The following is a 25324-nucleotide window of genomic DNA, read 5'->3' as shown; positions in this document are numbered from 1 at the left end:
CGCCAGAGCGATGTTCGCCAACTGCCAAAAATTTACCGTTTGATAAAAAAACAAACTGTGGCAGACTTTTCGGATATCGCCACGACAGGAATTGCCCATGTCCAGCCCCATGACCCCCGGCATCGCCGCCGGTCGCCTGCCCGCTGATACGCTGGCCGAAAACTTCGACGACCTGCACGCCCCCTACGCCCCGCATGAGGCCGCAGTGGCCGCCGACCGCTGCTATTTCTGCCACGACGCGCCCTGCGTCACGGCCTGCCCGACCGGCATCGATATACCACTGTTCATCCGGCAAATCAGCACCGGCACGCCGGAAGCTGCTGCAAAAACGATCTTTGACAGTAACATCTTAGGCGGCATGTGCGCCCGTGTTTGTCCGACAGAGGACCTATGTGAACAGGCCTGCGTCCGCGAACTGGCCGAGGGTAAACCGGTTGAGATCGGGCGCCTCCAACGGCACGCCACCGATGCGCTGATGGCCCGCCAGGGGCACCCTTACGAGCGTGGGCCATCCACCGGTAAATCGGTCGCCGTGGTCGGCGCCGGACCAGCGGGCCTTGCCTGCGCGCACCGGCTTGCCATGCACGGGCACGACGTGAAAATCTACGATGCCGCCGATAAACCCGGCGGCCTCAACGAATTCGGCATCGCCGCCTACAAGACCACCGATGATTTCGCCGCGCGCGAGGTTGAGTGGTTGTTAGGGATTGGTGGTATAACCATGAAATACGGCGAACGGCTGGGCGATAACCTCTCGCTCGACTCATTGGTCGATGCCTATGACGCGGTGTTCCTTGGCGTTGGCCTCGGCGGGGTGAACGCCCTGCGGGCTGAGGGCGAAGATAAGACCGGCGTCCGCGACGCCGTTGATTTCATTGCAGAATTACGCCAGACAAGCGACCTTTCAACCCTCCCTGTCGGTCGCGATGTGGTGGTGATCGGCGGCGGCATGACCGCCGTCGACGCCGCCGTTCAATCCAAGCTGCTTGGCGCGCAGAACGTCACCATCGCCTACAGGCGTGGACGCGATGCGATGAGCGCGAGCCGCTATGAACAAGACCTCGCGGCCTCCAAAGGCGTGAACCTGATGTTCAACGTCCAACCCGTCGCGGTGCATGGCAACGGCGCGGTGCGCGAGATCGAACTGGAATACACGGTTGACGATGGCGGCCTGAAAGGCACCGGCGAAACCGTGCGGCTGAAGGCCGATCAGGTGTTCAAGGCGATTGGACAAACCCTTGAAACTGTTGCCGGATTGGACCTTGACGGACGCAAGATCGCGATCACCGACGCCGGTCGGACTAGCCGCGATGGCGTCTGGGCGGGGGGCGATTGCGCGAGTGGCGGGGATGACCTGACCGTGACGGCTGTTGCCGAAGGGCGCGATGCGGCGGAGGATATTCATGCAACCTTGATGGAGGGCGCGTAAAATGGCTGATCTCACAACAGATTTCCTGGGCATCAAAAGCCCGAACCCGTTCTGGCTGGCCTCTGCGCCACCGACGGATAAGGAGTACAATGTCCGCCGCGCGTTCGAGGCCGGATGGGGTGGTGTCGTGTGGAAAACCCTCGGTGCGGAAGGTCCACCGGTCGTTAACGTCAATGGGCCACGCTACGGCGCGATCTATGGCGCGGATCGGCGTCTTTTGGGTTTGAACAATATCGAACTGATCACCGACCGCCCCTTGGAAACCAATCTGGAGGAAATCAAGCGGGTCAAGGCCGATTATCCTGATCGCGCGGTGATCGTCAGCATCATGGTGCCGTGCGAGGAGCAGGCTTGGAGGGCCATCCTGCCCCGCGTGATGGACACCGGCGCCGACGGGATCGAACTGAATTTCGGCTGTCCGCATGGGATGTCCGAACGCGGCATGGGCTCTGCCGTGGGTCAGGTGCCCGAATACATCCAGATGGTCACCGAATGGTGCAAGCAGTATTACGACAAACCGGTGATCGTGAAGCTAACGCCGAACATCACCGATATCCGCAAACCTGCTGCCGCGGCCAAGGCCGGAGGCGCCGACGCGGTCAGCCTGATTAATACAATTAATTCAATTACGTCCGTCAATCTCGACACCATGTCGCCCGAACCGTCGATTGACGGTAAAGGCTCCCACGGCGGGTATTGCGGCCCGGCGGTCAAGCCGATCGCGATGTCGATGGTGTCCGAGATTTCGCGCAACCCCGATACCTATGGCCTACCGATCAGCGGCATTGGCGGCATAACGACTTGGCGCGATGCTGCAGAGTTCATGTCGCTGGGCTGCGGCAATGTGCAGGTCTGCACGGCGGCGATGACCTATGGCTTCAAGATCGTACAGGAAATGATCAGCGGCCTGTCGCAATGGATGGATGACAAGGGATATCGCTCGACATCCGACTTCATCGGCATGGCGGTGCCGAATGTGACCGACTGGCAGTATCTCAACCTCAACTACGTGGCCAAGGCACGGATTTCGCAGGATGATTGTATCAAATGCGGGCGTTGCTATGCGGCTTGTGAGGATACGAGCCATCAGGCCATCGCGATGTCGGAAGACCGTACCTTCACCGTCATTGATGAAGAATGCGTGGCCTGCAACCTGTGTGTTGATGTTTGTCCTGTCGAAGGCTGCATCACGATGGAGCCGATGAAACCCGGGGAGGTCGATCCGCGGACCGGTAAGGTGGTCGAAAGGGAATATGCTAACTGGACGACGCATCCGAATAATCCGGGGGCGGTCGCGGCGGAATAGGAGACTTTTCGTCACGAAAAGTCTGCGGCGTTTAAAGTCTTCGTCACGAAGACTTTAGCGATGGACCGTCAGGTGATCCGAGCGGCAGATGACGATGAACTGCCCGGCGCATTCCAAAAGGTGAAAGCCCCGGCGTTCGACCTCTGCAATCATGGCATCCCGCCCGACTTCGCGTTCAACGTCATGCACCGCGCGCCGGACGATACCGCCTTTCTGCGCCGCCTTCGCGCGAAACAGGTGATGGAAGAACGCGGGATTGCCACGGTCGAATCGGGTCGGTCGCAGTTGAACTTGTCTCATACGCCACCCTCTCACAGGTATGGTTTACAACGGCTTACACCTGCCATTGCGGCTAAAATGAACGCCGTGCCATGGCGCGCCCGGGGTGAACGCGCCAAATCCAAGCGGATCGTTCAGAACGCTTGCAGGTAAGGATGTCGCCATCCGCAACGCGCGTTGATGTGAAACACCGACCGCATCGATCAGGGTCGTGACCGCTTTGGCCATATGCAGATCGGCCCCCGCCAAGGTGCCGTCTTCCAGGGTCAATCGCCCGTCTTTGCGCAGAATGGTCCGGCCATTCAGCTGAAATGACGACAGATCGGTTCCTGTGGTCGCCATGGCATCGCTGACCAGAAAGATCCTGTCATTGGCCGCCAGTGCGGCTTCCATGGTCATCGGATGCACATGGATCCCATCGGCGATGAGGCCCGCTGCAATCGTCCTATCTGCCAAAGCGGCCCCGACAAGCCCGGGCGCGCGACTTTGCATCTGGCTCATGGCGTTGAACAGATGGGTGACGCAAGTCGCGCGGGCCGCAAAAGCGGCGCGCGCCGTGTCGCCGTCGCAATCCGTATGACCCAGCGATACGATCACACCGGCATTGGTCAGACGGGTGATCTGATCCAGCCCGACATTTTCCGGGGCCACCGTGACCATGACGTTGGGTATTCTCATCGCGGCGTTGCATAAAAAGTCTTCGTCTTCAGCCGTCATGGGCCGGATCAGGTCGGCCCGGTGGGCGCCCTTCCGTGCAATGGAAAGATGTGGCCCTTCGAGGTGGATGCCGAGAATTCCGGGAATACCTCGCGCGATGGCTATTTCGACGGCGTCGATTGCGGCGCGGGTGCGGTCCGGCGTATCGGTGATCAATGTGGGCATGATTGCACATGTTCCCATCCGCCGATGCGCGTCAGCGATGGTTTTGATGCCGTCCAGTGTCGTCTGATCATTCAACATGACGCCGCCGCCGCCATTGACCTGCAGATCGACCAATCCGGGCGCAATGGTACCGCCATCGACCTGTGTGACGACAAAGCCCGGGAGGATGGCGTCTTTGGGAATGATCTTATCGAAGTGCCCATCTTCGATCAGGATTGCACAACCTTCGTGGATCGCCGTCCCATCAAAGATATCCGCCCCGATATAGGCGTGACCGGTCATTGCGCTATCCCCGTTTCGTCCAGCGATTTCCGCGCAAGTTCAAGGGCACCATCCAGCGGGGTGCCTTTGGGTGATGTGATCTGCGGTTTCCACCGTTTGTCAACATAACGTTTGTAAAAGCCTCCTAATCCTTCACTGAAGCAAATAAGAACACTTTCATTCCAAGTGGTCAGTGATATGCAGCGTTGCAGGAAGTCGGCACCTTCGTGCATCAGACGCAACCCATGATCGTCGTCGGCTTCGGCCGCCTGCACGATCCGCGGCGCGAACGTCGCATAGTCCGCGGGCGTCGCTTGTGCGGCGAATGCGACGATTTCTGTCGGGTCATGGCTGAATCCGTCCATAACCTCGGTGCTCAGATCACTTGGGTCAACAAGGCCGTCATGAACCAGCAGGACGGTCTCAAGAAGTCGCCGTCCCAGCCATGCACCAGAGGCTTGATCCGACAGACGAAAACCCCATCCCCCAAGAAAACGGGTTTGCTGACCTCGTTTCACGCCGACGAAGGTGCCGGTTCCAACGGACAAAAGGACGCCATCATCCTCACCCAAGGCACCGGCGATGGCGGTCACCCGGTCTTCGGTCACGGTACAGTGCATCAGCGGCAATGCCTCGGCAACCGTCATGGCATGTTCGGCCCGCTGCACGCCGGCCAGACCCGCATGTGCCGCGCAGCGTGCCAGTTCATCGGGGCCTAACCCGGCTGCTTTGGCGGCCTGATCCATTGCATTGCGAATATGCGTGATCGTGCCATCGGGATCGCTGGTAAAGTTGGCTGGGCCGCCTTCGCCGTGCGCGATGATCACCCCATCGGGCCTCGCGATCGCCACACGACAACCTGTGCCGCCGCCATCTATGCCCATGATCCAATGTGCTGTCACGTCGCTCATGGCGCATTTAGACCGCAAGTCCGGTCCAAGGTGAACCGCAAAATAGGCTGACCCTAAGTGTGCGACTTGCGGTAGCTGGCCGGTGTCGTGCCAAGCCATCTTTTGAACGCGCGGGTGAATGAGCTTTGCTCGGAAAAACCGGTCAGAAAGGCGACCTCGGCCAGGGAAAGCTCTTCATCAAGCAAGAGACCCTTTGCCAGGTCGCGGCGCGTTTCTTTGGTCAGTGTCTGGAAGCTCAGACCATGTTCGGAAAGACGCCTGTGGAAAGAGCGTGCGCTGAGCCCGAGACTTTTGGAAATGTCCGCCATATGTGGCGCCCCCTCACTCAGCGCCTGTGCGATTGCGTCCTTGGCCTGACGTACGATCGCGGGCGGGCCTTCGACTTGGGCCAGCTCTGCATCAAGATGCGTGGCCAGGTAGCGTGATATGCCCTCATCACCCAGGATGTTCTGTCGTTCCATTGCCGCGTCCGAGATCAGGACTGCGTCAATATCGGCGTCGAAGGTGACAGGGCAGCCGAACCATTCTTCGTGAAAGACTTTGGACCGGGGCGGACCATGTTGCAGGAAAACCTCCAGCGGCGAAAACGGGACCGGGCAGACCTGCCTGCTGAGCGACACGCCACTGGCCAGCGTCGCCTCGTTCGACAGGCGCAGGCCAAGGCGGCGTTCACCCGACCGGTGCAGGATGAAAAGCGTCCCGCCTGCGACCTTGCGCAGTTCGTAGGTTACGACACCTGTCCAAAGCCGCGCATAGCGTTCGATGCGCGTGCATGACCCGAACAGCGTCGGTGCGGCCTTCCAGGCAAGGCCGAGTGCGCCGTATTCGTCGCATCGCATCGATGCGCCAACGTGGATGGGCAGCTCGGTCACGTCGACCTGTTCGGCCATGGTTTCAAGCATGTCGTAGTAGGCGACAGCGGGGATCATGACCTTGGGATCCCAAGGTGCGTCATGGTCGATGCCAACGGTCGCAAGCATGGCCTCTTGGTCGATGGCGGCACCGGCCGCCGCGACCATCTTGCGCGGGAAAAGAGAGGTTACATAGGCCATCGTGAGACGCAATTCATTGAATGAACCATTCGCATAACTGGATAATATGCACGACCCGCCTTGATGCCAAAGCGAACTGGACGTGGCCCCATGCGGCGTTCTTTGGCGGGCGCAGTCAAATTCTTGGCATTGACGGTCAATATCTACGTCTCCGGCACGGTCTATCCTTTGGTTACGAAACTGAACCAAGGAGATGAAAATGACGACCCCGCCTATTCTCGTGATCGGCGCCACTGGCAAAACCGGTTCGCGCGTCGCCACCAAGCTCGAAGAAAAGGGTGTCGCGGTTCGCCGCGGCTCGCGCCGTTCGGACATACCCTTTGACTGGGATGCGCCGGCTACCTGGGCGCCCGCGTTGCGCGGCGTGGCCAAGGCTTACGTGACATACTTCCCTGACCTCGCCTTCCCGGGTGCTGTCGAGACACTCGAATCCTTCACCAAAATCGCCGCAGCCAGCGGATTGCAACATCTTGTCCTTCTGTCAGGGCGCGGAGAGCATCACGCACGCCTGGGGGAGGAGGTGGTTCGCGCCTCCGGCATCCCGTTCACCATCGTTCGTGCGGCCTGGTTCGCGCAGAACTTCAGCGAAGGATATCTGCGTGACCCGATCCTGGCAGGTGCTCTGCCCATGCCGGGCGGTGATATCGCCGAGCCGATCATCGACATCGACGACATCGCGGATGTTGCCGTTGCGGCCCTGACCGAAAATGGTCATGTAGGTGCGCTTTACGAAGTGACCGGGCCGCGTCTGATGACATTCGCCGAAATGGCTGATGTGCTGTCGAACGCGACAGGTCGGTCCATCCAGTACATCCCGATCACGTTCGAGGATTTTCATGCCAACGTGGCGAAATCGGGGGGTGCGTTCGTCGCTGACGTCTTCACCGCGATTGCCCGCGAAACGCTTGATGGGCGGAATGCCCATACGACCGACGGCGTCATGCGGGCGCTTGGCCGAAAGCCGCGTGATTTCGTCGAATTCGCGATGACGGCCGCGGCTGGCGGCGCCTGGAATACGGCTGCCTGAAAAGAAAGGGCTTACCATGTCTCTTACACTTCTTGAAAAAGTCGTGCTTGGCCTCTCTGGCCTGACTTCTGTTGGTGTCGGTGGGTTCATCCTTGCAGCACCGCATGCCTTTTACGCCAGCTATGGGATCAGCCTTGGCGATGACCCAAATCTGTTGAGCGAGCTGCGTGCGCCTGCTGCGGGTCTGTTCGCGTTGGGTGTTCTGATGCTTGCCGGAATCTGGCGGGCAGCGATGGCGCAAATCTCCATCGTTTCGGCGCTGGTTGTCTTTGTGGCCTTCCCGGCGGGTCGGCTGATCGGCCTTGCCGTGGATGGGATGCCTTCGCAGGGGATCATCGGGGCCTTTGTGATCGAAATGGCCATTGCGGCGCTTTGCGTCTTTGCCTTCCGCGGACGCATCACGCGCGCCAACCGCGATCTTGCTGAAAGCTATGCCCAATCGTGATCCATGGGTGGTGGCACGTGGTCCCAATGTGCCACCGCTATGATCCAAAAGGAGAAATTCCAATGTCACCTGCCATTTTGGCACTTTTTCAGTTCTCGATCATCGCCTATGCGCTGGTCGGCGGTGTATTCTTGGCATTTTCCGACTTCGTCATGCGCTCGCTCGCCCGCACCGGCGGGGTGGGTGGTGTCGAAGCAATGCAAGTGATCAATCGTGAGGTCTTTCGGTGGGTCTTTATGACCCTCTTTCTTGGCATGGCGGCCATATCGGTCTTCATTGCCATCTATGCCGTGGTGAACCTGACCGGTGGACCGGCGACAATCATTCTGCTTGGCGCGATTATCTATCTGCTTGGCTGTTTTGCCGTTACCGTATTTTGCAATGTGCCGATGAACGCAGCACTGGCGGGAATGGACCTGTCATCCGACGCGACCAAAGACTACTGGTCCGGCATTTATATGCCACGCTGGACGATGTGGAACACAATACGGACGATCGCCTGTATCGTCTCTGCTGCGCTCATGCTCATCGGGCTGACCTGGTTGCCGCAGACAGAGCTGAAGCAAGGCCTGATATCGGATGATCGCCTCCCGCACTCATCCGCATCGATAAGTCACGACAATCGTCACATAAATGCAAAAAGCCCCCGAACGGGGGCTTTTGCACGACATCAGCGATAGTTTGTTGGTTGCGGGAGTAGGATTTGAACCTACGACCTTCAGGTTATGAGCCTGACGAGCTACCGGGCTGCTCCATCCCGCGCCAAGTTCGCATCGTTTAGAACCTTGTCCGGGGGACTGCAAGACCTGAGGCACAAATAATTTAGAGACCCGGCGTCACCGGTACGCCCCCTGTGCGCCGTTGCCGCGGCACGTTGCTCCGCGCGGTGAAATGGGCCTGTATCACGCGGGCGAGTTGTCGATAGACGGGGCGGTGCCGGTTCCGCAGGTGGACGCCGATGACCGACGGCTGCGTGATCACCGGGGCGTCTTGCACCAAGGCGCATGGACCATCCGATACCAACCGCGCGGCAGCCTGTTGCAGCACGTATCCCGTACCGCCCATCGACGTCAGCATGTCGATCATCGCCGTGTTCTGTCCCACAATCAGTGGCGCGTTGGTCAGATGCGGCAGCTGGGCGGCGTGGGATTGTGCAAAGGCCGGCGCGTAATTGGCAAGGATATAGCGTTCCGGCGCGATCTTTGCACATTCGGTCACGTCGGTCGATACCATCACGTAGCGGATCTCGCCCAGTGTCGCGTAATGCAGATCGGGGTGCGCGATGGGGGAATAGAGCACGGCGATGTCCTGCGTTCCCGCTGCGAGGTCGCTGCGCATTTGGACAGAGTAGTCCGCCTCGACATAAAAAATCGTGTCGGGCAGTGCCGCACGCAGGTTCGCGATCAGCAGATCGATATCGAGGCTGATCAGATCCTGTTGCAATCCGATCCGCATCGAAACGCCGGCCATCCCCGCATCTCGCGTCGCGGTAAGCGCCTTTACCCAGCTATGCATCAGGCTGCGGGCGTGGGGTTCGAAACGCAGGCCTTCGGTCGTCAATGCGGTTCCCGCGCGGGATCGTCGGAACAACTGGCGTCCGACGTTGGCCTCGAGCGTCCTGATCCGGCCTGAAACGGTGGACTGGGTGACACCAAGCCGTTCGGCGCTTTGATTGAAGCTGCGCGTTTCGCACAGGTCAAGAAAGGTTTCGATCAGTTCGATCTGCATGAAAGGCACCTGCTAATCGGTTTCCACGATCAATATCACATCGTGTGGCGAATTGAACGACCTGCGCATCGGCGCGATACTATCGCGTATCGGGGAGGATTCCGGCATGCCAGACACAGTTCGCCGCAAGGGCCGTAGTGGCGGTCGCGCCGCGCGGGTCGCTTTGCGCAATGCGCCGTTGGCCGAGGATTTGCGGCCCATCCGCCCCGGTTTGCCGGGTGGGCAATACAAACCACTCTCAGAGGCTGATGTGACCCGTATTCACCATGCTGCGTTGGATGCGCTCGAACAGATCGGGCTGGCCGACGCGCCGCCTTCCGGTGTCGAGATCATGAGGCAGGCCGGGGCTGTTCTGGGTGATGACGGTCGCCTGTGCTTTCCCCGTGCGCTGGTCGAGGACATGCTGGCCGTTGCTGCGCGCGATATCACGTTGCATGGACGTGACCCCAGGCATGACCTGCATCTGAGCGGCACGAATGTTCATTTCGGAACGGCGGGTGCCGCGGTCCATATGGTGGATGTGGAAACGAGCACCTATCGCGATTCGACTGCACAGGACCTTTATGATGCCGCCCGGATCACACAGGTGCTCGACAACGTTCACTTTTTTCAGCGTGCGCTGGTCGCCCGCGATATCCCCGACAATCTGCACCTTGACCTGAACACAATCTTTGCATGCTGTTCGGGCACCACCAAGCATATCGGCACCAATTTCAGCGAACCGCATCACGTGGCACCCTGTCTGGATCTGATCCATCGGATTGCGGGGGATGAGGCCACCTATCGCGCGCGCCCGTTCATCTCGAACACCAACTGTTTTGTCGTCCCCCCGATGAAATTCGCCGAGGAAAGCTGCGTCGCGATGGAACATTGCATTCGCGCAGGCATGCCGGTGCTGCTGTTATCGGCAGGGCAGGCGGGGGCGACGGCACCTGCACCCATCGCGCTGGCGATCGTGCAGGCGGTGGCCGAATGCCTGGCGGGTGTCGTCTATGTCAACGCGGTTGCGCCGGGTCATCCGGCAGTGTTCGGCACCTGGCCTTTCGTGTCCGACCTGCGCACGGGTGCGATGTCGGGCGGGTCGGCGGAACAGGCCCTCCTGACGGCGGGCTGCGCACAGATGCATCAATTCTACGGCCTGCCCGGTGGGGCGGCAGCGGGGATCACCGACAGCAAACTGCCCGACATGCAGGCCGGGTGGGAGCAGGGGATCACCAATGTCATGGCGGGCCTGTCAGGGCTGAACATGGTTTATGAGGCCGCGGGTATGCATGCCTCATTGCTTGGGTTTTGCCTCGAATCGTTAATTCTGGGTGATGACATCATCGGGCAGGCGATGCGCTGCGTCCGCGGGATCGATGTGACCGAAGACAATACGTCGATCGACGCAATGAAGGCGGTCTGTCTGGATGGGCCGGGCCATTATCTTGGTTCTGAACAAACGCTGAACCTGATGCAGACGGAATATGTCTATCCCACGCTCGGCAATCGGATGAGCCCCAAGGAATGGGGTGAGGCAGGTCAGCCGATCCTGATCGACCAAGCCGTTGCGCGAAAGCGGGAAATCCTCGCACGGACCAAGTCGTTGATCGATCCGGCCCTGGATGCGGCGATCAGGGCCGAATACAGTATTTACTTCCGCTGATTTGTTACGCTGCGTCGCAGCATTATGACGTTACGTCAATATGACCTTACGTCATCCGCGGAAATCAACCTTCTGTCGTTAGGCTTCCCTTTACGTCAATCAAGTAGGGAGGATGCGACGTGGGATGGTTTAGCTGGCTCAGGAAAAAAGTCGTCGAACCGGTGGTCGAAGCGGTAGAGGAGGCCGCAGAGACCTTTGTGGAAAAGGTTATCGAACCGGTTGTCGAGGTGGTGACAACTGTCGTTGATACGGTTGTGCAAACCGTTACAGCGACTGTGGATAAGGTTGTGGACGCGGTGACCGAGGCGGTCGGTGGGGCGATCGAAGGCGCAAGCGAAGCGGTGTTCGAGGCCACGTTGAACGTGGCCGACAACATCTTTGAAAACGACTATCAACCTATCAATCCGGATCTGAGCCGGTTCGAACCCGTGGCAGCGCTCGAAGATCAGGTGCAAAGCGTCACGATCGACAGCAACAACATGTCGGCAGCTGAAATCGTGGAATTGCGCGACGCGACTGTCGCGGCCCAAATCGGCTATGCCGATTATTCGGATCTGTTCGAGGCCGGTGCGGTCAATATTGACGGTTATGTCACCGATCTGGACCTGTTCTATGCTGAAAACGGCTGGCTCGACGGGCTGGTGAATTGGGCAAGCGACCGGTTCGAGATTATCCGCGTGCTCGAGGATGCAAGTTCCAGCCTGCTGGGCGGGTTCGAGGCGAATGTCACTTTGACCCAGAACACGGAAACCGGCGAATACTTCATCGGGATCGGCGGAACGGCGTCCTTGGGCGACGTGATCAGCGATATCAGCCTTGTCTTGGGCGAAGACACCGGCAGCAGCGAAGATGCGATCACCGGCATGATCGCGCAGTTCTTCGAAGACGACATTGCCGATGGTGCCATTGTCAACCTGACCGGTCATTCGCTGGGCGGGGCCGAGGCAGTGCTGCAATATCGGGATGACCCCGACCTGTTCGATCATGTCTATGCCATTCAGGCGGTCGGCATCGGTGGCTTCGATGGTACCTTCTATGACCGCAATATCTGGGACGGAGTGGGCGACGCAAACATCACCGAGCTGACAGGCGATGATGCAGGCACCGATTTCAACGATCTGGTCACGTCCTGGGGCCATATCGGCGCTGGCACGACATATCACATCGCTGACGTGATCACGGCAGAAGATGACGGAGGTTTCTTCCGCGATCTGGAAGTCGCGGATTCGCACCTGATCGACAATGTCTGGGCCTCGCTCCCCGGTGGGCAGGATCCGGTGGTGCCGACCACATCGGACATGTTCGACTTTGCCTGAACAAATGGCCGCCGCTTCGGTGGCGGCCTATTCCGGCGCGTTGGCAAAGAATTCGCGCCATGCCGCGATCACCAGATCGGGGCATTCCTCGGCCAGAAAATGACCGCCCGGCAGCGCCCATCCGGTCACATCATCGGCACGTTCACGCCATAGCGCGAGACAATCGAAATGCCGCTCGATCGCGCCATCCTTGCCCCACAACGCCAGCAACGGCATCGACAGCTTTGACCTATCCGCATCATCATGCGCGATGTCGATATTGACCGCCGCACGGTAATCCTCACATGCGCAGTGGATCAGCACGGGATCATCAAAACAGGTCAGGTATTCGTTCAACGCTTGCTGGACAAAGGGCGACGGGCGCTTCGCCCAACCCGACGCCTTGGTCAGCCAGAAATAGGCCGGGTCGGCACCGATCAGCTTTTCAGGAAAAGGTGCAGGCAAGGTCAGCCAATACCAATGCCAATAGGTATGGGCAAAGGCGCTGTCGCCCTCGCGATACATCTCGCGGGTGGGCGCGATGTCCAACACCGACAACGCCCGCACCCGATCCGGGTGATCCGCAGCCAACCGATGCGCCACCCGCGCGCCACGATCATGGGCACCCACCAGGAACCGATCATGGCCCAACGTGTCAATGACGGCGATAACATCCGCAGCCATCGCGCGTTTCGCCATCTGAGCATGCTCGGCGATGGTTTCAGGCTTCACCGACCGCCCATAGCCGCGCAAATCCATGCAAATCACGCGGTAATCCCGAGCCAGATCAGCGGCCACCGCATGCCACATGGCAGATGTCTGCGGATAACCGTGCAACAGGACCAACGGCGGACCATCCCCACCGATCCGGCAAAAAATCGGACCTGCGGGACCGTCGATAAAACGTTCCTCGAACCCGTCGAAAAAGTGGGCGGCAATGGACGCCTTTGCTGCTTCTGAATGCATGTTTTCCCCTCGTTGCCGCCTACTGACCCAACGTCAGAGCCCGGCGGTCGAACGCGCAGCTTGTATATTCGCGGATGCGCTGTCCAAAATAATGCTGTTACAAACTTCGCAGAGACAACAACAAAGTCCGACGATTGGGGGAAGACATGACATTTCAACGCACAAAATTTCAATTCGGGACATCCGGAGACGATGATCTGACCGGCACGGATGGCCGCGACATTGTATTCGGATTTTCCGGCGATGACGTGATTTTCACGGGCGCCGGGGATGATTGGATTTTTGCCGGACGGGGCAACGACATCATCAAGGCCGGCAAAGGGGATGACCGCATCTTTGGCGGTCTGGGCTTCGACACAGCCGATTATGAAGGGGCAATCGCGGATTACGAATTGACCATCGGTCAGGGGTTCTTTGGCCGCACGATTGTTGATGGCATCGACGGCAAGGACACGCTTTTCGGGATCGAGGCGCTTTATTTTGCCGCCGACGATTACCTGTTTTTCATCGACGGCACGAACAACGCGGTGCTCGCCGCTAATGATGATGTGACCATCGACGAAGACACAGTATTGGTGATCGCTGCGGCCGATCTTTTGGCAAACGACCGGGAATTCGATGGCGACATGATCAGCATCACCGCCGTTGACGCGACCAGCGCATCGGGTGCGACAGTCACCTTTGCCGACGGACAAATCACCTATGAGTCCGGCGATCTGTTCGACAGCCTCGGCGCAGGTGAAACGGCGACCGATACCTTCACTTACACCGTCGATGACGGCAAAGGCGGCACCGATACCGCCACCGTGACAATCACCATAACGGGCACCAACGACGCGCCGGTCCTGACGGCGAACGACGCCACGATCGACGAAAACACAACCGCGATCGACGCAGGCATCAGCGCGACAGATGCCGAAGGCGATACGGTCGCGTTCACCCTCGGCGGGGCCGATGGCGCATTGTTCACCATCGATGCGGCCACTGGCATGCTATCCTTCATCGACGCACCCGATTTCGAGGCGCCCGCCGACGCCGACACCAATAACGTCTATGACGTGACCATCATTGCCGATGACGGCAACGGCGGCACAGCCAGCGAGGATGTCAGCATCACCGTTGCCGACGTGGATGAAGGCCCCGCGCTTGATCCCCGGATCAACGAATTCCACTACGACAATGCCGGCGGAGACGTGGGCGAATTCATCGAAATCCGGACCAATGCCAGTGCGGATGCCAGCGGGCTGATGGTCGAGCTGCACAATGGCTCGAACGGCAGCGTCTACAACACGCTGAACATCGCGGATGCGACACAGACCACCGACGGGACATTCGACTATTACGTCTTTGAATTGCCCGCCAATGGTCTGCAAAACGGTGCGCCAGACGGCATCGCGCTGTCGAATGCCGGGGCGTTGATCGAATTCCTCAGCTACGAAGGCACGTTCGACGCGGTGGGAGGCGTGGCCGATGGGACGACCTCGACCGATATCGGCGTGTCCGAGAATAGCGGAACCGAGATCGGCGACAGCCTGCAGCGCAACGATGACGGCACATGGCGCGAGGCTGAACCAAACACGTCCGGTGCGGCGAATATCCCGGCGCCGATCGAATTGAATGCCCGGTTGAACGAATTCCACTACGACAATGTTGGTGGCGATGTGGGTGAGTTCATCGAAATCCGCACCAACGCCGATGCCGACGCCAGCGGGCTGCTGGTCGAGCTTCACAACGGCTCAAACGGTTCGGTCTACAACACGCTGAACATCGCAGATGCGAACAAAACCACCGACGGCACGTTCGACTACTATGTCTTTCAGCTGCCCACCAACGGTCTGCAAAACGGCGCACCTGACGGCATCGCCCTGTCGAACGCGGGTGAGCTGATCGAATTCCTTAGCTATGAGGGGTCCTTCACTGCCGTCGGCGGCGTCGCGGACGGGACCACCTCAACAGATATCGGCGTGTCCGAACCCGGCAGCACCGCGATCGGGGACAGCCTTCAGCGGCGCGAAGATGGCACATGGGCAGAGGCGGGCGCGAACACCGCCGGAACTGCAAACGCAATCGAGGCCGGGCCAACCACCGCGCAGATCAATGAATTCCACTACGACAATGCGGGCGGTGATGTCGGCGAATTCGTCGAGATCCGCGTCGATGCGGGTGAGGATGTCAGCGCACTGAACATCGACCTTTACAACGGTAATGGCGGCGGCTCTTACAACACCATCGCGGTCGGCAGCGTCACGCCAACGACCGACGGCACCTACGACTACTACGTCATTCCGACGCCGGGCATCCAGAACGGACCGGACGGGATCGCCCTGTCGAACGATGGGGCCTTGGTCGAATTCATCAGCTACGAAGGCGAAGTCACCGCGACAGACGGTCCAGCGGCGGGTCAAACGTCGACCGATATCGGTGCGTTTGAAACAGGCGACACGCTGGTTGGCCAAAGTCTGCAGCGCAATGATGACGGCACATGGGACGGGCCCCGCGCCGAAACGCCGGGCGAAGCAAACAACGTGGTTGTGCCACCTGCAACCGACCAACTGATCAGCGCGATTCAGGGCAGTGGAGATGCCTCTGAACTGGTCGGCGAAACCGTTCGGGTCGAAGCGGTTGTGACCCACGTCGTGTCCAACGGGTACTACCTGCAAGAAGAAGACAGCGACGCGGACGATAACGCCAGCACGTCCGAAGGCATTTTTGTCTTCACCGGCGATGCGGTCGCGGTAGAGATCGGCAACCTTGTCAGCGTCACGGCGGAGGTGCAGGAGCGATTCGGCCAGACCCAGCTGACCAATGTCACGAGCGAAGTGGTCACCATGCCGCTGGTCGCCACGCCCACCGCAGCCAGCATCATCCTGTCACCAACAGCGGCGCCCGACTACGAGGCCGTCGAAGGCATGCTGGTCAGTGTCACATCCGGGACGCCGGACCCGCTGACGGTCATCACCAACTTCAACTTCGACCGTTTCGGTCAGTTGGTCATCAGCGCGGGCGTCCAGACCCAGCCGACCCAACTGTTCGACGCCCAGACCGAGGCGGATGAGATCGCAGCCTTGCAAGAGGCGAACGAAAACAACCGTCTGATCCTTGATGACGGCGAAGGCAGCCAGAACCCGGATCAGTTCGAATTCGTTCCCGGCGGGCCGGGCGATAACGGCAACGGCTTCCTCGATGCGGGCGACGATTTTGGTGACAATGGGACGACGATCCGTTTGGGCGCAGAGATCAATGATGAGGTCACCGGGGTGCTGTCTTTCGCCTTCGGCGATTACCAACTGGTGGTGACCGAAACGCTCGACATCGATCAAAGCACCAATACCGGCGCGCGGCAGGACACGCCCGACGATGTAGGTGGCACCTTGCAAGTGGCCAGCGTCAACGTGCTGAACTATTTCAGCACACTGGACGAACCGGGCGCTGGTTCCGGGCCGAACGGGTTGGGCCCGCGCGGCGCGGATAATGCCGAGGAACTGGCGCGCCAGACCGACAAACTGGTCGCTGCGATCACCGGAACAGGGGCCGAGGTCTTTGCGCTGCAAGAGATCGAAAATGGGGGCTTCGGGGCGGACTCCGCCATCGCGACACTGGTCGGCGCACTGAATGCCGAGGCGACGGATACAGGCTCCGGCGCGTCCTACGCATTCGCTGATCCGACAACTGATGCGGGCTTCATCGGCACCGATGCGATCACGACGGGCATCATCTACGACCAAAACGCCGTCCGGCTGGTCCACACCGAATTCTACGTCTTCAACGAGGCATCGGCGCAGACGACCTTTGACCTGGCGAATGTCCTGGATACAGCGCTGGGCACCAGCGAAGTCGGCGACTTCCAGCGGAACCGCCCATCGGTCGCCGCCACGTTCGAGGATCTGGAGACCGGTGAAACCTTCACGGTCGTCTCGTCCCACTTCAAATCCAAAGGGCCTAGCGGCCTGACCGACCTTGCCGAAGCCGCCCAACGGGCGCTCGACAACGGCACCGCCACCGGGTTTACGCAGGCGGATGTCGACGCCCTGCGCAATGATCCGAACTTTGATCAGGGTGACGGTCAGGCCAGCTGGAACCAAGTGCGGTTGGATGCGGCCATCGAGCTCGGCGACTGGATCGAAAATGGCTACAACGGCGGCGGCACGACCAACTATGTCCTGCTGGGTGACCTGAACGCCTATGCCGAGGAAGACCCGGTGCAGCATCTGGATGACGATGCCGGTCTGGTCGATCTGATCGATGATTTCATCGGGCAGGACGAGGCGTACAGCTTTGCCTTCGACGGGCAGCGCGGCACGCTGGATCAGGGGCTCTCCGATGCCGAATTGGCGGCCTTCGTCACCGGGGCGACAGAGTGGCACATCAACGCGGATGAACCGGACCTGATCAACTATGACACGTCATTCAAGGATCCGGGGTTCTTCAACGACGGTGTCTTTGGCGCATCCGATCATGATCCACTGATCATCGGGTTGGACTTTGGCAATACCGGCGGGATCGCCTGAACGATTTAGCCCGTGATCGCCGCCCAAGACGACAAGATCGCGGGCAGATCGTCCGGCGCGTAGGAAAACAAACAGGCGTCATCGCCCTGAAGGGCGAGCGCCACGCCGATCTTTCCGTCGATAGCGTTGTCGAGGCAAATGATCACCGGGCCATCATCGCCCTGGCGAAATTTGTCGTGCCGCGCACGGAAATCATTGACCTGACCCGCCCAGATCGCCTGCAAGGGGGCGGCATCGCCGGTGCCATTGCCCACCTTGCCGCCGGTGACCGTTAACACGCCTAACATCGCCTCTGCATTCGCGGTCAGAAACCGATCTATCGCCGGGGCGGGGGTCGCATCCATATCGACGATCCACAGATCGGCGAGGCCGGATGCCGAGATCCCTGCATCGCCGCTGCTGCCGATGGGCCGGGTGGGCGTACTGCGAACGGTGATCCGGCCCGCCGCCTCACCCATACTGGCTAGCAATGACCCCACGGCCTGAACGGTTTCGGGTTCTTCTCGTGACAGAACCTCGCCCACCACGGCCTCGATCCCCGGCGCGTCACCTGCGACATCGACGATCCCCCGCAGGCGGCGCCCGGCTACGACGATATGCACATCGGCCTCACCCATGCCGAAGACTAGCGTTCGTTCCAGGACGGTATCGTCCACCTCGCGCAAGATGGCCGCAAGCGGCGCCGGTTCGCCCGCTTGGCTGATCACACGTGCGCCATCATCGGTGAACACGTCGTCCTCGGCCACCAGGGCCGCGAGTTTCGTGGAAAGCGCTGTCAGATCAGTCACGCAGGTTATCCCGATATCTGGTCAAAATGGTCTTAGGTCCCGCTGCTGATCTTTTCGAGACACGGGCGCGCATCGGACAAAAACGAAGCTACATCCATATCCGGTTTGCAGACGCAGCATAGAACATCTGCGGGTTCTCCGGTTGCCCGCAAATAGATACGTAACTGACCCTTCGTGGCGATGAAAGCGGCGCTGCTGGTCGTATCCCCCATCGCCAGCTTTTTCTTGGTGCCCAACGCTAGCGCCGCCTCAGCGCACAGGCGATCAAGCGCCTCGCGGCGATAATCGGTATCGCTGTTGGTGACCAGAATCATTTGCGTCGACAGGTCGGCAAAGGCCAGCGTTTCACACCCATCGAATTTGCCCTGAAGCGCGTCCAAATCTTCGACAACCATAACAAAACGCCCGCATTCCAACCCAGTTCACTTTGTGACTACGTGAAAATAGGCACAAGTGGAAGACCGTCAACGACGTCGTGGTATTAGCCAGTTCCGCTTTCCGGCGGGGCAGGGGGGCGTTCGCGCTTGGGTTTGTCGGCATCCAGCGGCCGCTGCACGCGGCGTGGTATGACAGGCGCGACGACCGGCTCGGGGACGCCCATACCATTGGCGATATTGTACAGCGGTTCCGGAGAACGCGCGGCAAGATCGGCCAGTTTCTGGATCGTTTCGATCAGATGATCGACGAATGGGCCGGCACCGCTGCCATCCCATTTGTCATAGTCATCACCCGCCTCCAGCGCCTGCAGCAATGAAATCGGGAATGTGCCGCCGAACTGACCATTGGTTTCCCGGCGCACGCGCTTGAACACGCGGCGGCGATCATTGACCGTCGTCAGCTTGTCATAGCGCGTGATCAACAGGATCGAATGTTCGCGAACAGCGTCGGGCATGTTTTCCCAAACCGCCGCTTCGGATTGACGCCACGCCTGGGTCGCGTGGGTACACCAGATCACGGCATCCACCTCGGGCAGGACCCGTTCCCACACGTCCGAGTCCATGTTGGGATCCGAAATGCCGGGAAAGTCGATCAGATCGATCACGTCGAGAATATCCGCTTCCATGAAAAGCCGGATAAAGCGGGTCTCCTCGACCGGAATGCCCTCAAGACGGTCAAGCGAAACAGGCTCGGTCGTGCCGTCCACATCTTCGCGATAAGGGGATTGGTTGCCATAAGACATCCAGACAGGCGACAGGCGTGTCGCCGTCACCTTTTCGGGCAAAGGGCGTGCGCCCAGCAAGAGATTGGATAGCGTACTTTTGCCGGCGCTGAATTCGCCCATCAACGCGATGCGCGGTTTCCGGGGCCCACCCGCCTGCTGGGCAGGATCACTCATTAACCTGTTCCTTCTGCTGCGGCCCCACCGTCGCTCAACTCTTCGAAAATGTATTCGAACATCTCTTCCCGCTCTTGCTGAGCGGTGATGCCGAAGATGTCTTTCAGATCGTCCACACCGACCTGAGATTTTTCACTGATATCGGTCAGGATTGCGCGCTGTTCGGCAAGGAAATCGGTCAGTTCGCGTTCGGCCATCTTGCGAATGCCGTCAGCCTGACGGACCTTCAACTCGTCCACGATCGGGGCCGTCTCGGCCTCGATCAGGTCGTAGAAACCACTGGCAAACGCGCGATACCCCTTGCGGCGTTTCCACCAGCCTTTCCACCAAGAGGTCTGCAAATCCAGCGCGATGGTTTGGCCTAGCGAGACCGGGGCAGGGATTTCCGGTGCGGCGGGCGGCGTGATCGTGAAATTTTCGACAGCCACACCAAAGGCCGCGCGATAAGTCTCGGCCAGATTGGCGGATGCTTCGGCATAGACCTGTTCACAAGTCGCGGCCACGTTGCGCCGCATGACCTGATAACTGGTGCGCAGCAACATCCGCAGCCCATCCGGGCTATACTGCCAAACCTGATCTTCACCATTCGTCTCAAGATGCTGCAGCAGCGACTCAAGCGCGCGATCAAGGAACCGCTTGTGCGATTGATCCACGCGCGAACCGAATTGCTGGAACACGATGTCGAGCCGATCGTTCAGCAGCTTTATGTTGCTCGCTTCCAGCTTGTCCAGATGCGCAACCAGCTCTGCATGCGGCATGACGTCGACACTGTCACCGTCCATCCGCATCGACACGACCGAGCTTGACGCGCGCACGCCACCGACCAGGTTCAATGCGCGCTTGCGCGAGGCTGAAAGGATTTCGGCACCGGGCCCTTCGACCACGCGATCGGACAACGCTTTATACAATGCCGGCACGCCGGACAGATGCCAGACCAACTCGTTCGTTTCCATGCCCGCCGTGTCCGAATCCAACGCAACCTCGGCCCAGTTGAACATCGCTTCGGCACTGTCGGCGACGATATCGTTCAGGTCCTCGGACAAGGCGATATTGGCCCAATAGGCGCTGCCAAAGATCAACTCGGGATTCTCCGGCCCGTTATTGTCCGCCAGCGTCTGGATGATGCTGTCGCGTATTTCGGGCACTTGCTCTGCCGGGTTCGACAATTCGTCGATCCGGTTGACGAAAATGATCACCTCGCGCGATTTGACGTTCGCGATCAGGCGGATCAGACCCATGTCCATCGAACTGAGCGCCTGGTGGGCGGACAGGACGACAACGCAAATGCGGCTGTCGCGCAGCGCGTTGATCGTGATCTGTTCGCGCATCATGAACGTATCGTTCACGCCCGGTGTGTCGCGCAGGCACAGCGGCATCGGGATCGTATCGGCCTTCAGATAAAGATCGGCCGATTTGGTGATGTCGGCGAACTGACCCTGCTGGTCCTCTTCGTCCAGATCTTCGAAATCATCGCCCATGCAGACGTAACGCTGCACCAACTCATCGCTCAACTCGGCATAGTTATGTTTCTGGCCAAGAAGCAATTCGAACTTGCGGCCCAGGCGCGCCTTTGTCTTTTCGCGCATCTCAGCGATCTGTTCGCGGACTTTCTCAAGCTCATCATCGGCACCCGCACGCGAGGACAGCTCACCGATTCGGCCGCCGTTTTCGACCAGATGGTCCCATTCCCCCTGGCTGAAGAACTGAAACGTCGCTGTCGGTGCGTCGGGCGGCAGCGGCGCATTCAGGTGCAATGATGTAACCACAGATGTCCACGGGTTCACATCCGCAGGCAGCAATTCCGGGCGACCGACCATCGCGTTCACCAGCGATGTCTTGCCCGACTTGATCTGCCCGATCATCGTGATGCTGGGTTCGAACATGCGTAACTGTCTGATAAGACGCGCTGATTTCTTTTCAGCATCCGAACCACCCAGTTTGACGACGTCAGCGAGCGTCGCCTCGAGGTCCGAGATTTCGTCGTGAAATTCTTCCAGCTTTTCCAGGCCAAGGCGCATGAAAGGGTGGTGCGCTGCCGGGACTTTGTATCCGTCCCCTTTTGTCAGCTCTTCCATTTTCATTCTTGTCCGTCCTCAATCAACTTCAGACACCACCTTTAACAGGAGATAGCCCCTGCTGCCAAATCCCGAGACTACATCAACTTTATTGCCATAACGGAAACAGAGTAGCAGGGCAAAAGTATGGCACAGTTTTCATAAAATTGTTAGCTGTTGCAGCGACTTAAGCTGCTAGATCAGCTTGCAACCCTCGCTTGAGCTGGATCATCAGGCTCAATGCTTCGATTGCGGCGCTATCACGCTTTTCCATCTGCATCAACTGAACCAGATCGGCGGCGTCCATGGCCATATCCCGGGCATTTTGCAGGGCCTGATCCGCTTCGTCACCATTCATGTTGAGATGGTCACTCAGCCACTGCACATGTTCCACAGTCTGCGCGATGATCATGGCAGGCGCGCTTTCACCGGCCTCTGCCGCCATCTCCCGCGCTTTGTCGATGATGTATGTGATGGCCTTTTCATAAGCCTCGCGCGAGGCAGGATGAAGTACCACGACATCCGCGCTGTCCGGCGCTGGCGGGGTCGTTTCAGCCGTTTCGGTTGGGGCAACAGTGGGGGCGGGCGCGGGTTCGGCGGCTTTTTGCTCAGCCGGTGCAGGTTTCGCCGGGGCAGGGGCCATCGCCCTGGCCTTTTCCAATATGTCGGCATGCTGGTGCAGCAATACGTCGGCCATATCCACCGCTGTTTGCCGCCCTTGATCCACCTGCTTGAGAATGGCGGAAATCAGGGCCGTCCCGCCGCTGGCACGCATCAGGTCCTTGTCGACGGTGCCGTTTGGGCGGCGCGCGCCCAAGGCACGCTTGGTGGCGATCGGAAGGACCTGCGCAAAATCATCCCCGGCATCGGCGCGGATCCTTTCGACCGTTTGATCCAGCATGCCGTTGGTTTCAAGGAAATCGGACTTGGTCACCATCAGAAATGCATGATCCTTGAGGATATCCGGCATAGGGGCCCAGGCGGCCTGTTCATGGACGTCTAACGACTGGGTGCACCACAGGGCGACCTCGCACCGTTCCGAGGCCCATTGGCTGGCGCGCTTCAACGCGGTCGGATCGTCAGGCACGACGACCTCGAGCAGGCTGATCTTGCCCAGGGCGGGCAAGGGCATGCGCATTTCGACGAACGCGGGGGTCATATCCGCGATCTTGTCCGAATTGGTGTGTGGCAACGTTTCTTTGCTGCCGTCGGCCAAGGTGCAGACTGTTTCTTCTTGGTCGCCATAGACCAGCTGGTAGGTCGGCATCGGTGCTTCGGGCGACACGGCGATTTTGCCCACCAGAAGGTTCAAGATGCTGGTTTTGCCCGACTCGGGGCGGCCCATCAGCGCAATGCGGACCGGTTTTTTCAAACGACCGAGCAGGGTTTCGGCACGCTCTTGAACGTCTTCAGGCAGCAGCCCGGAAGCCACTGCCTGTTCGAGGTCCTCTTGAACCCGGTTCGCTAAAGATCGATTCGACATTATTTGCCTCCGGCAGCCAGCTTAGCCGGTGGCGTCGTCTCATCAACCTCCTGTGTCTTGTCATCTTTGTCGCCGCCGTCCTTGGCGTCGACAGGTTTGATCGGTTTCACTTCCTTGATGACCGGCGGTAACTGCAGATCGCTGCTGATTTTTTCTCCGGTCTTGCCGACGGGCTTGCTTTTCGCGCCCATGATCGCGTCTTCTTTCTGATCTTCTTCGTCCATCTCGACGACGCGCGTGACGGTGCCGATATGGGTTTCGACATGGCCGATCGGCTTCGCGCGGATGGCGCGGATGACCGGCTTGTTGTGGTTCAGCTTGATGACCGAGAAAGAGCAGTTGTCCTGGTCCGGGTCGGCCAAATCCTCGATCGCTTCGAGCAAATAGCCGCAAATCTCTGCGCTTTTCCGGCGGCGATAGCGGTGCAGGATCTTTTGGATACGCTCATCTTCAAGGTACTGCAGACCGTCGGACGATACGACGACGATATCACCGACCTGCAACTCGAACGGCGTTTTCGGACAATCGGATTTCGCGACACGATCGCCAAGGATCACCGACGTCAGGCAGTTGCGGTCTGGATGGTTCTTACCTGCCTCGGGGTCCAGCAGGCCGGATTTGACCATAAAGTCGATCTGAGGCGCCATCGAATGGTCCTCGTTCAACTGCTGCATCTTGCCCGAGCGATAATGATAAAGCGGGCTGTCCCCGATGGACATCCAGAACATGCGGTTCTCGACCAGTACCAGCGAAACAAGGGTGGCGCCCATGCCGCGGGTTTCGGGGTGATCCATCACATGCTCGCGCACGCAATTATTGGCATTCACCGCGGCGGATGTCAGATACTGCGGGATCTCGTGTTCGAAATCCGAAAAATTCGCACTCTGGAACTTGAGCTCGCTGTAGACTTCGGTGACGACGATCTTACTGGCCACGTCACCGGCGGCATGTCCGCCCATACCGTCGGCAAGGACCACGACACCACTGTCCATTCCAAACGGAAAGTCGGTGACAATCGCGTCTTCTTGATAGTCACGTCCGCCCTGACAAATCGCCGAAGCGACGTCAAAGCGAGGTTCAGGCGATCGCCACATCTTCATCCTCCCCGTCTGCGTCCTTGTCGTCCCAGTTGAAGTCATCTCCACACAGGGCGACGAAACGCAGAACCGTCTCACCAATACGCATCACATCACCGGATTTCAGCGTTTCGTTGCTGATCAGCGGTTTATCGTTCAGGCGCACGATGTTCGACTTGCCACCGTGACCCAGGGTGAATTCCTTCTCCTCGGGGTCATAGACAATCGCCGCATGGTTCGTGCGCGAAATGGAATTGTCGCCGAAATCAAGCTGCACGCTTTGATCTTCGCCACGACCGATTTGGGACATGCCCGCGAAAAGGGAAAAGCTTTCGCCGCGCCCCGGGCCGTCTGCGACGACGATCCAGCCAACAGGGAACTTTGCGCGGGCGGCGACGGGGGCCGCAGCCGTTTTGGGCACATCGTTAAAGATATCGACGACGTCACCGTCCGACTTATCGAACCCGATCAGGCGGGTCTTGGTCCGGCGGGCGCGGGCGGGTGACCGCGACGCGGCGGCGGCGGCCTGCGATGGCGTTTTGGGTATTTCGCGCGGCAGCTCGGTGGAACCGCCCTTGTCGTCCATATCCCAGATATTCATGCCACCGGCGTCGGCCGCGTCGTCGGCATTCACCTTGCTGTTGATGTTGGTCAGAATGTCCGACACACCCATCTCGGCGTTTTGATTTTCGTCGACGATGGAACCGATCGTGTCACGGTAAGATTGCTCGAGCGACGCATTCTGCTGCGCGCGCGCGGCGTCGTTCTGTTTCTTACCAAACAGCTTCTTGAGGAAATTCATAATGACCTACCTTCCATTTAACACGCCAACCCGTCGCCGTTCAGCGACGAT

The 25324-nt window shown here is 59.4% G+C and carries 21 protein-coding genes and 1 tRNA gene; 8 read left to right on the top strand and 14 right to left on the bottom strand.

Annotated elements, in window-relative coordinates:
- Positions 1-97 precede the first annotated feature (97 nt).
- Both V8J85_RS08845 and preA read left to right on the top strand, forming a co-directional pair.
- Entirely contained in the window at positions 98-1429 is a 1332-nt protein-coding gene (locus V8J85_RS08845; RefSeq protein WP_339953362.1) for an NAD(P)-dependent oxidoreductase, read from the top strand.
- A gap of 1 nt (position 1430) precedes the next feature.
- Positions 1431-2735 (top strand): NAD-dependent dihydropyrimidine dehydrogenase subunit PreA, encoded by a 1305-nt coding sequence (preA, locus tag V8J85_RS08840; protein WP_339953361.1) that lies wholly within the window; start codon positions 1431-1433, stop codon positions 2733-2735.
- A 54-nt stretch (positions 2736-2789) separates the two neighbouring features.
- Here preA and V8J85_RS08835 read toward each other — a convergent pair whose 3' ends face one another.
- From V8J85_RS08835 to V8J85_RS08820, 4 genes are read right to left on the bottom strand one after another with little or no spacing between them, the layout of a single operon-like run.
- The gene (locus V8J85_RS08835; RefSeq protein WP_339953360.1) at positions 2790-3035 is read right to left on the bottom strand and encodes a hypothetical protein; all 246 of its coding nucleotides are present in this window, start codon (positions 3033-3035) and stop codon (positions 2790-2792) included.
- 24 nt (positions 3036-3059) lie between these two features.
- On the bottom strand, positions 3060-4178 hold the full coding sequence (gene nagA / locus V8J85_RS08830; RefSeq protein ID WP_339953359.1) for an N-acetylglucosamine-6-phosphate deacetylase: 1119 nt from the start codon (positions 4176-4178) through the stop codon (positions 3060-3062).
- Positions 4175-5068, bottom strand: a complete 894-nt coding sequence (locus V8J85_RS08825; RefSeq protein WP_339953358.1) for a BadF/BadG/BcrA/BcrD ATPase family protein — start codon at positions 5066-5068, stop codon at positions 4175-4177. The genes nagA and V8J85_RS08825 overlap by 4 nt, the downstream gene beginning before the upstream one ends.
- A 53-nt stretch (positions 5069-5121) precedes the next feature.
- Entirely contained in the window at positions 5122-6120 is a 999-nt protein-coding gene (locus V8J85_RS08820; protein WP_339953357.1) for an AraC family transcriptional regulator, read from the bottom strand.
- Positions 6121-6319: 199 nt separating this feature from the next.
- On the opposite strand from V8J85_RS08820, the gene V8J85_RS08815 reads away from it, so the two are divergent.
- The 3 genes from V8J85_RS08815 to V8J85_RS08805 all read left to right on the top strand — a co-directional run bounded on the left by V8J85_RS08815 (position 6320) and on the right by V8J85_RS08805 (position 8272).
- A complete protein-coding gene (locus V8J85_RS08815; RefSeq protein WP_339953356.1) occupies positions 6320-7147 on the top strand; it encodes an NmrA family NAD(P)-binding protein in 828 nt (275 codons plus the stop codon).
- 16 nt (positions 7148-7163) lie between these two features.
- Positions 7164-7592 carry a DUF4345 domain-containing protein gene (locus V8J85_RS08810; protein WP_339953355.1) on the top strand — a complete coding sequence of 143 codons (429 nt, stop codon included), beginning with the start codon at positions 7164-7166 and terminating at the stop codon, positions 7590-7592.
- A gap of 62 nt (positions 7593-7654) precedes the next feature.
- Positions 7655-8272, top strand: coding sequence for an anthrone oxygenase family protein (locus V8J85_RS08805; protein ID WP_339953354.1), 618 nt, complete (start codon positions 7655-7657; stop codon positions 8270-8272).
- Between the two features lie 5 nt (positions 8273-8277).
- Here V8J85_RS08805 and V8J85_RS08800 read toward each other — a convergent pair.
- Positions 8278-8354: transfer RNA gene (locus V8J85_RS08800), tRNA-Met, on the bottom strand.
- Between the two features lie 60 nt (positions 8355-8414).
- Positions 8415-9320 carry a LysR family transcriptional regulator gene (locus tag V8J85_RS08795; RefSeq protein WP_339953353.1) on the bottom strand — a complete coding sequence of 302 codons (906 nt, stop codon included), beginning with the start codon at positions 9318-9320 and terminating at the stop codon, positions 8415-8417.
- Between the two features lie 106 nt (positions 9321-9426).
- Between V8J85_RS08795 and V8J85_RS08790 the strand changes: the two genes are divergently transcribed.
- On the top strand, positions 9427-10965 hold the full coding sequence (locus tag V8J85_RS08790) for a trimethylamine methyltransferase family protein (protein WP_339953352.1): 1539 nt from the start codon (positions 9427-9429) through the stop codon (positions 10963-10965).
- 119 nt (positions 10966-11084) lie between these two features.
- Positions 11085-12281, top strand: a complete 1197-nt coding sequence (locus V8J85_RS08785) for a hypothetical protein (protein WP_339953351.1) — start codon at positions 11085-11087, stop codon at positions 12279-12281.
- A gap of 27 nt (positions 12282-12308) precedes the next feature.
- On the opposite strand, the gene V8J85_RS08780 is transcribed toward V8J85_RS08785, so the two are convergent.
- Positions 12309-13226, bottom strand: coding sequence for an alpha/beta fold hydrolase (locus V8J85_RS08780; protein ID WP_339953350.1), 918 nt, complete (start codon positions 13224-13226; stop codon positions 12309-12311).
- A gap of 146 nt (positions 13227-13372) precedes the next feature.
- Here V8J85_RS08780 and V8J85_RS08775 point away from each other — a divergent pair, with 146 nt between their 5' ends.
- A complete protein-coding gene (locus V8J85_RS08775; protein ID WP_339953349.1) occupies positions 13373-17734 on the top strand; it encodes an ExeM/NucH family extracellular endonuclease in 4362 nt (1453 codons plus the stop codon).
- Between the two features lie 5 nt (positions 17735-17739).
- On the opposite strand, the gene V8J85_RS08770 is transcribed toward V8J85_RS08775, so the two are convergent.
- From V8J85_RS08770 to V8J85_RS08740, 7 genes are all read right to left on the bottom strand, one after another.
- Complete coding sequence (locus V8J85_RS08770; protein ID WP_339953348.1) at positions 17740-18522, bottom strand: hypothetical protein; 783 nt, start codon at positions 18520-18522, stop codon at positions 17740-17742.
- 32 nt (positions 18523-18554) lie between these two features.
- Positions 18555-18917 (bottom strand): hypothetical protein, encoded by a 363-nt coding sequence (locus V8J85_RS08765; RefSeq protein ID WP_339953347.1) that lies wholly within the window; start codon positions 18915-18917, stop codon positions 18555-18557.
- An 86-nt stretch (positions 18918-19003) separates the two neighbouring features.
- Positions 19004-19858 carry a dynamin family protein gene (locus V8J85_RS08760; RefSeq protein ID WP_339953346.1) on the bottom strand — a complete coding sequence of 285 codons (855 nt, stop codon included), beginning with the start codon at positions 19856-19858 and terminating at the stop codon, positions 19004-19006.
- Complete coding sequence (locus tag V8J85_RS08755) at positions 19858-21939, bottom strand: dynamin family protein (RefSeq protein ID WP_339953345.1); 2082 nt, start codon at positions 21937-21939, stop codon at positions 19858-19860. The genes V8J85_RS08760 and V8J85_RS08755 overlap by 1 nt, the downstream gene beginning before the upstream one ends.
- A gap of 160 nt (positions 21940-22099) precedes the next feature.
- Complete coding sequence (locus V8J85_RS08750; RefSeq protein ID WP_339953344.1) at positions 22100-23395, bottom strand: hypothetical protein; 1296 nt, start codon at positions 23393-23395, stop codon at positions 22100-22102.
- Positions 23395-24489 (bottom strand): PP2C family protein-serine/threonine phosphatase, encoded by a 1095-nt coding sequence (locus tag V8J85_RS08745; protein WP_339953343.1) that lies wholly within the window; start codon positions 24487-24489, stop codon positions 23395-23397. The genes V8J85_RS08750 and V8J85_RS08745 overlap by 1 nt, the downstream gene beginning before the upstream one ends.
- Positions 24473-25273 carry an FHA domain-containing protein gene (locus V8J85_RS08740; RefSeq protein WP_339953342.1) on the bottom strand — a complete coding sequence of 267 codons (801 nt, stop codon included), beginning with the start codon at positions 25271-25273 and terminating at the stop codon, positions 24473-24475. Before V8J85_RS08740 ends, V8J85_RS08745 begins: the two co-directional genes overlap by 17 nt.
- Between the last annotated feature and the right edge of the window lie 51 nt (positions 25274-25324).

Source organism: Yoonia sp. 2307UL14-13, from assembly GCF_037572755.1.
Taxonomy (GTDB): Bacteria; Pseudomonadota; Alphaproteobacteria; order Rhodobacterales; family Rhodobacteraceae; genus Yoonia.
Note: the sequence above shows the minus strand (reverse complement) of the source record. Positions and strands in the feature narration are given on the sequence as shown.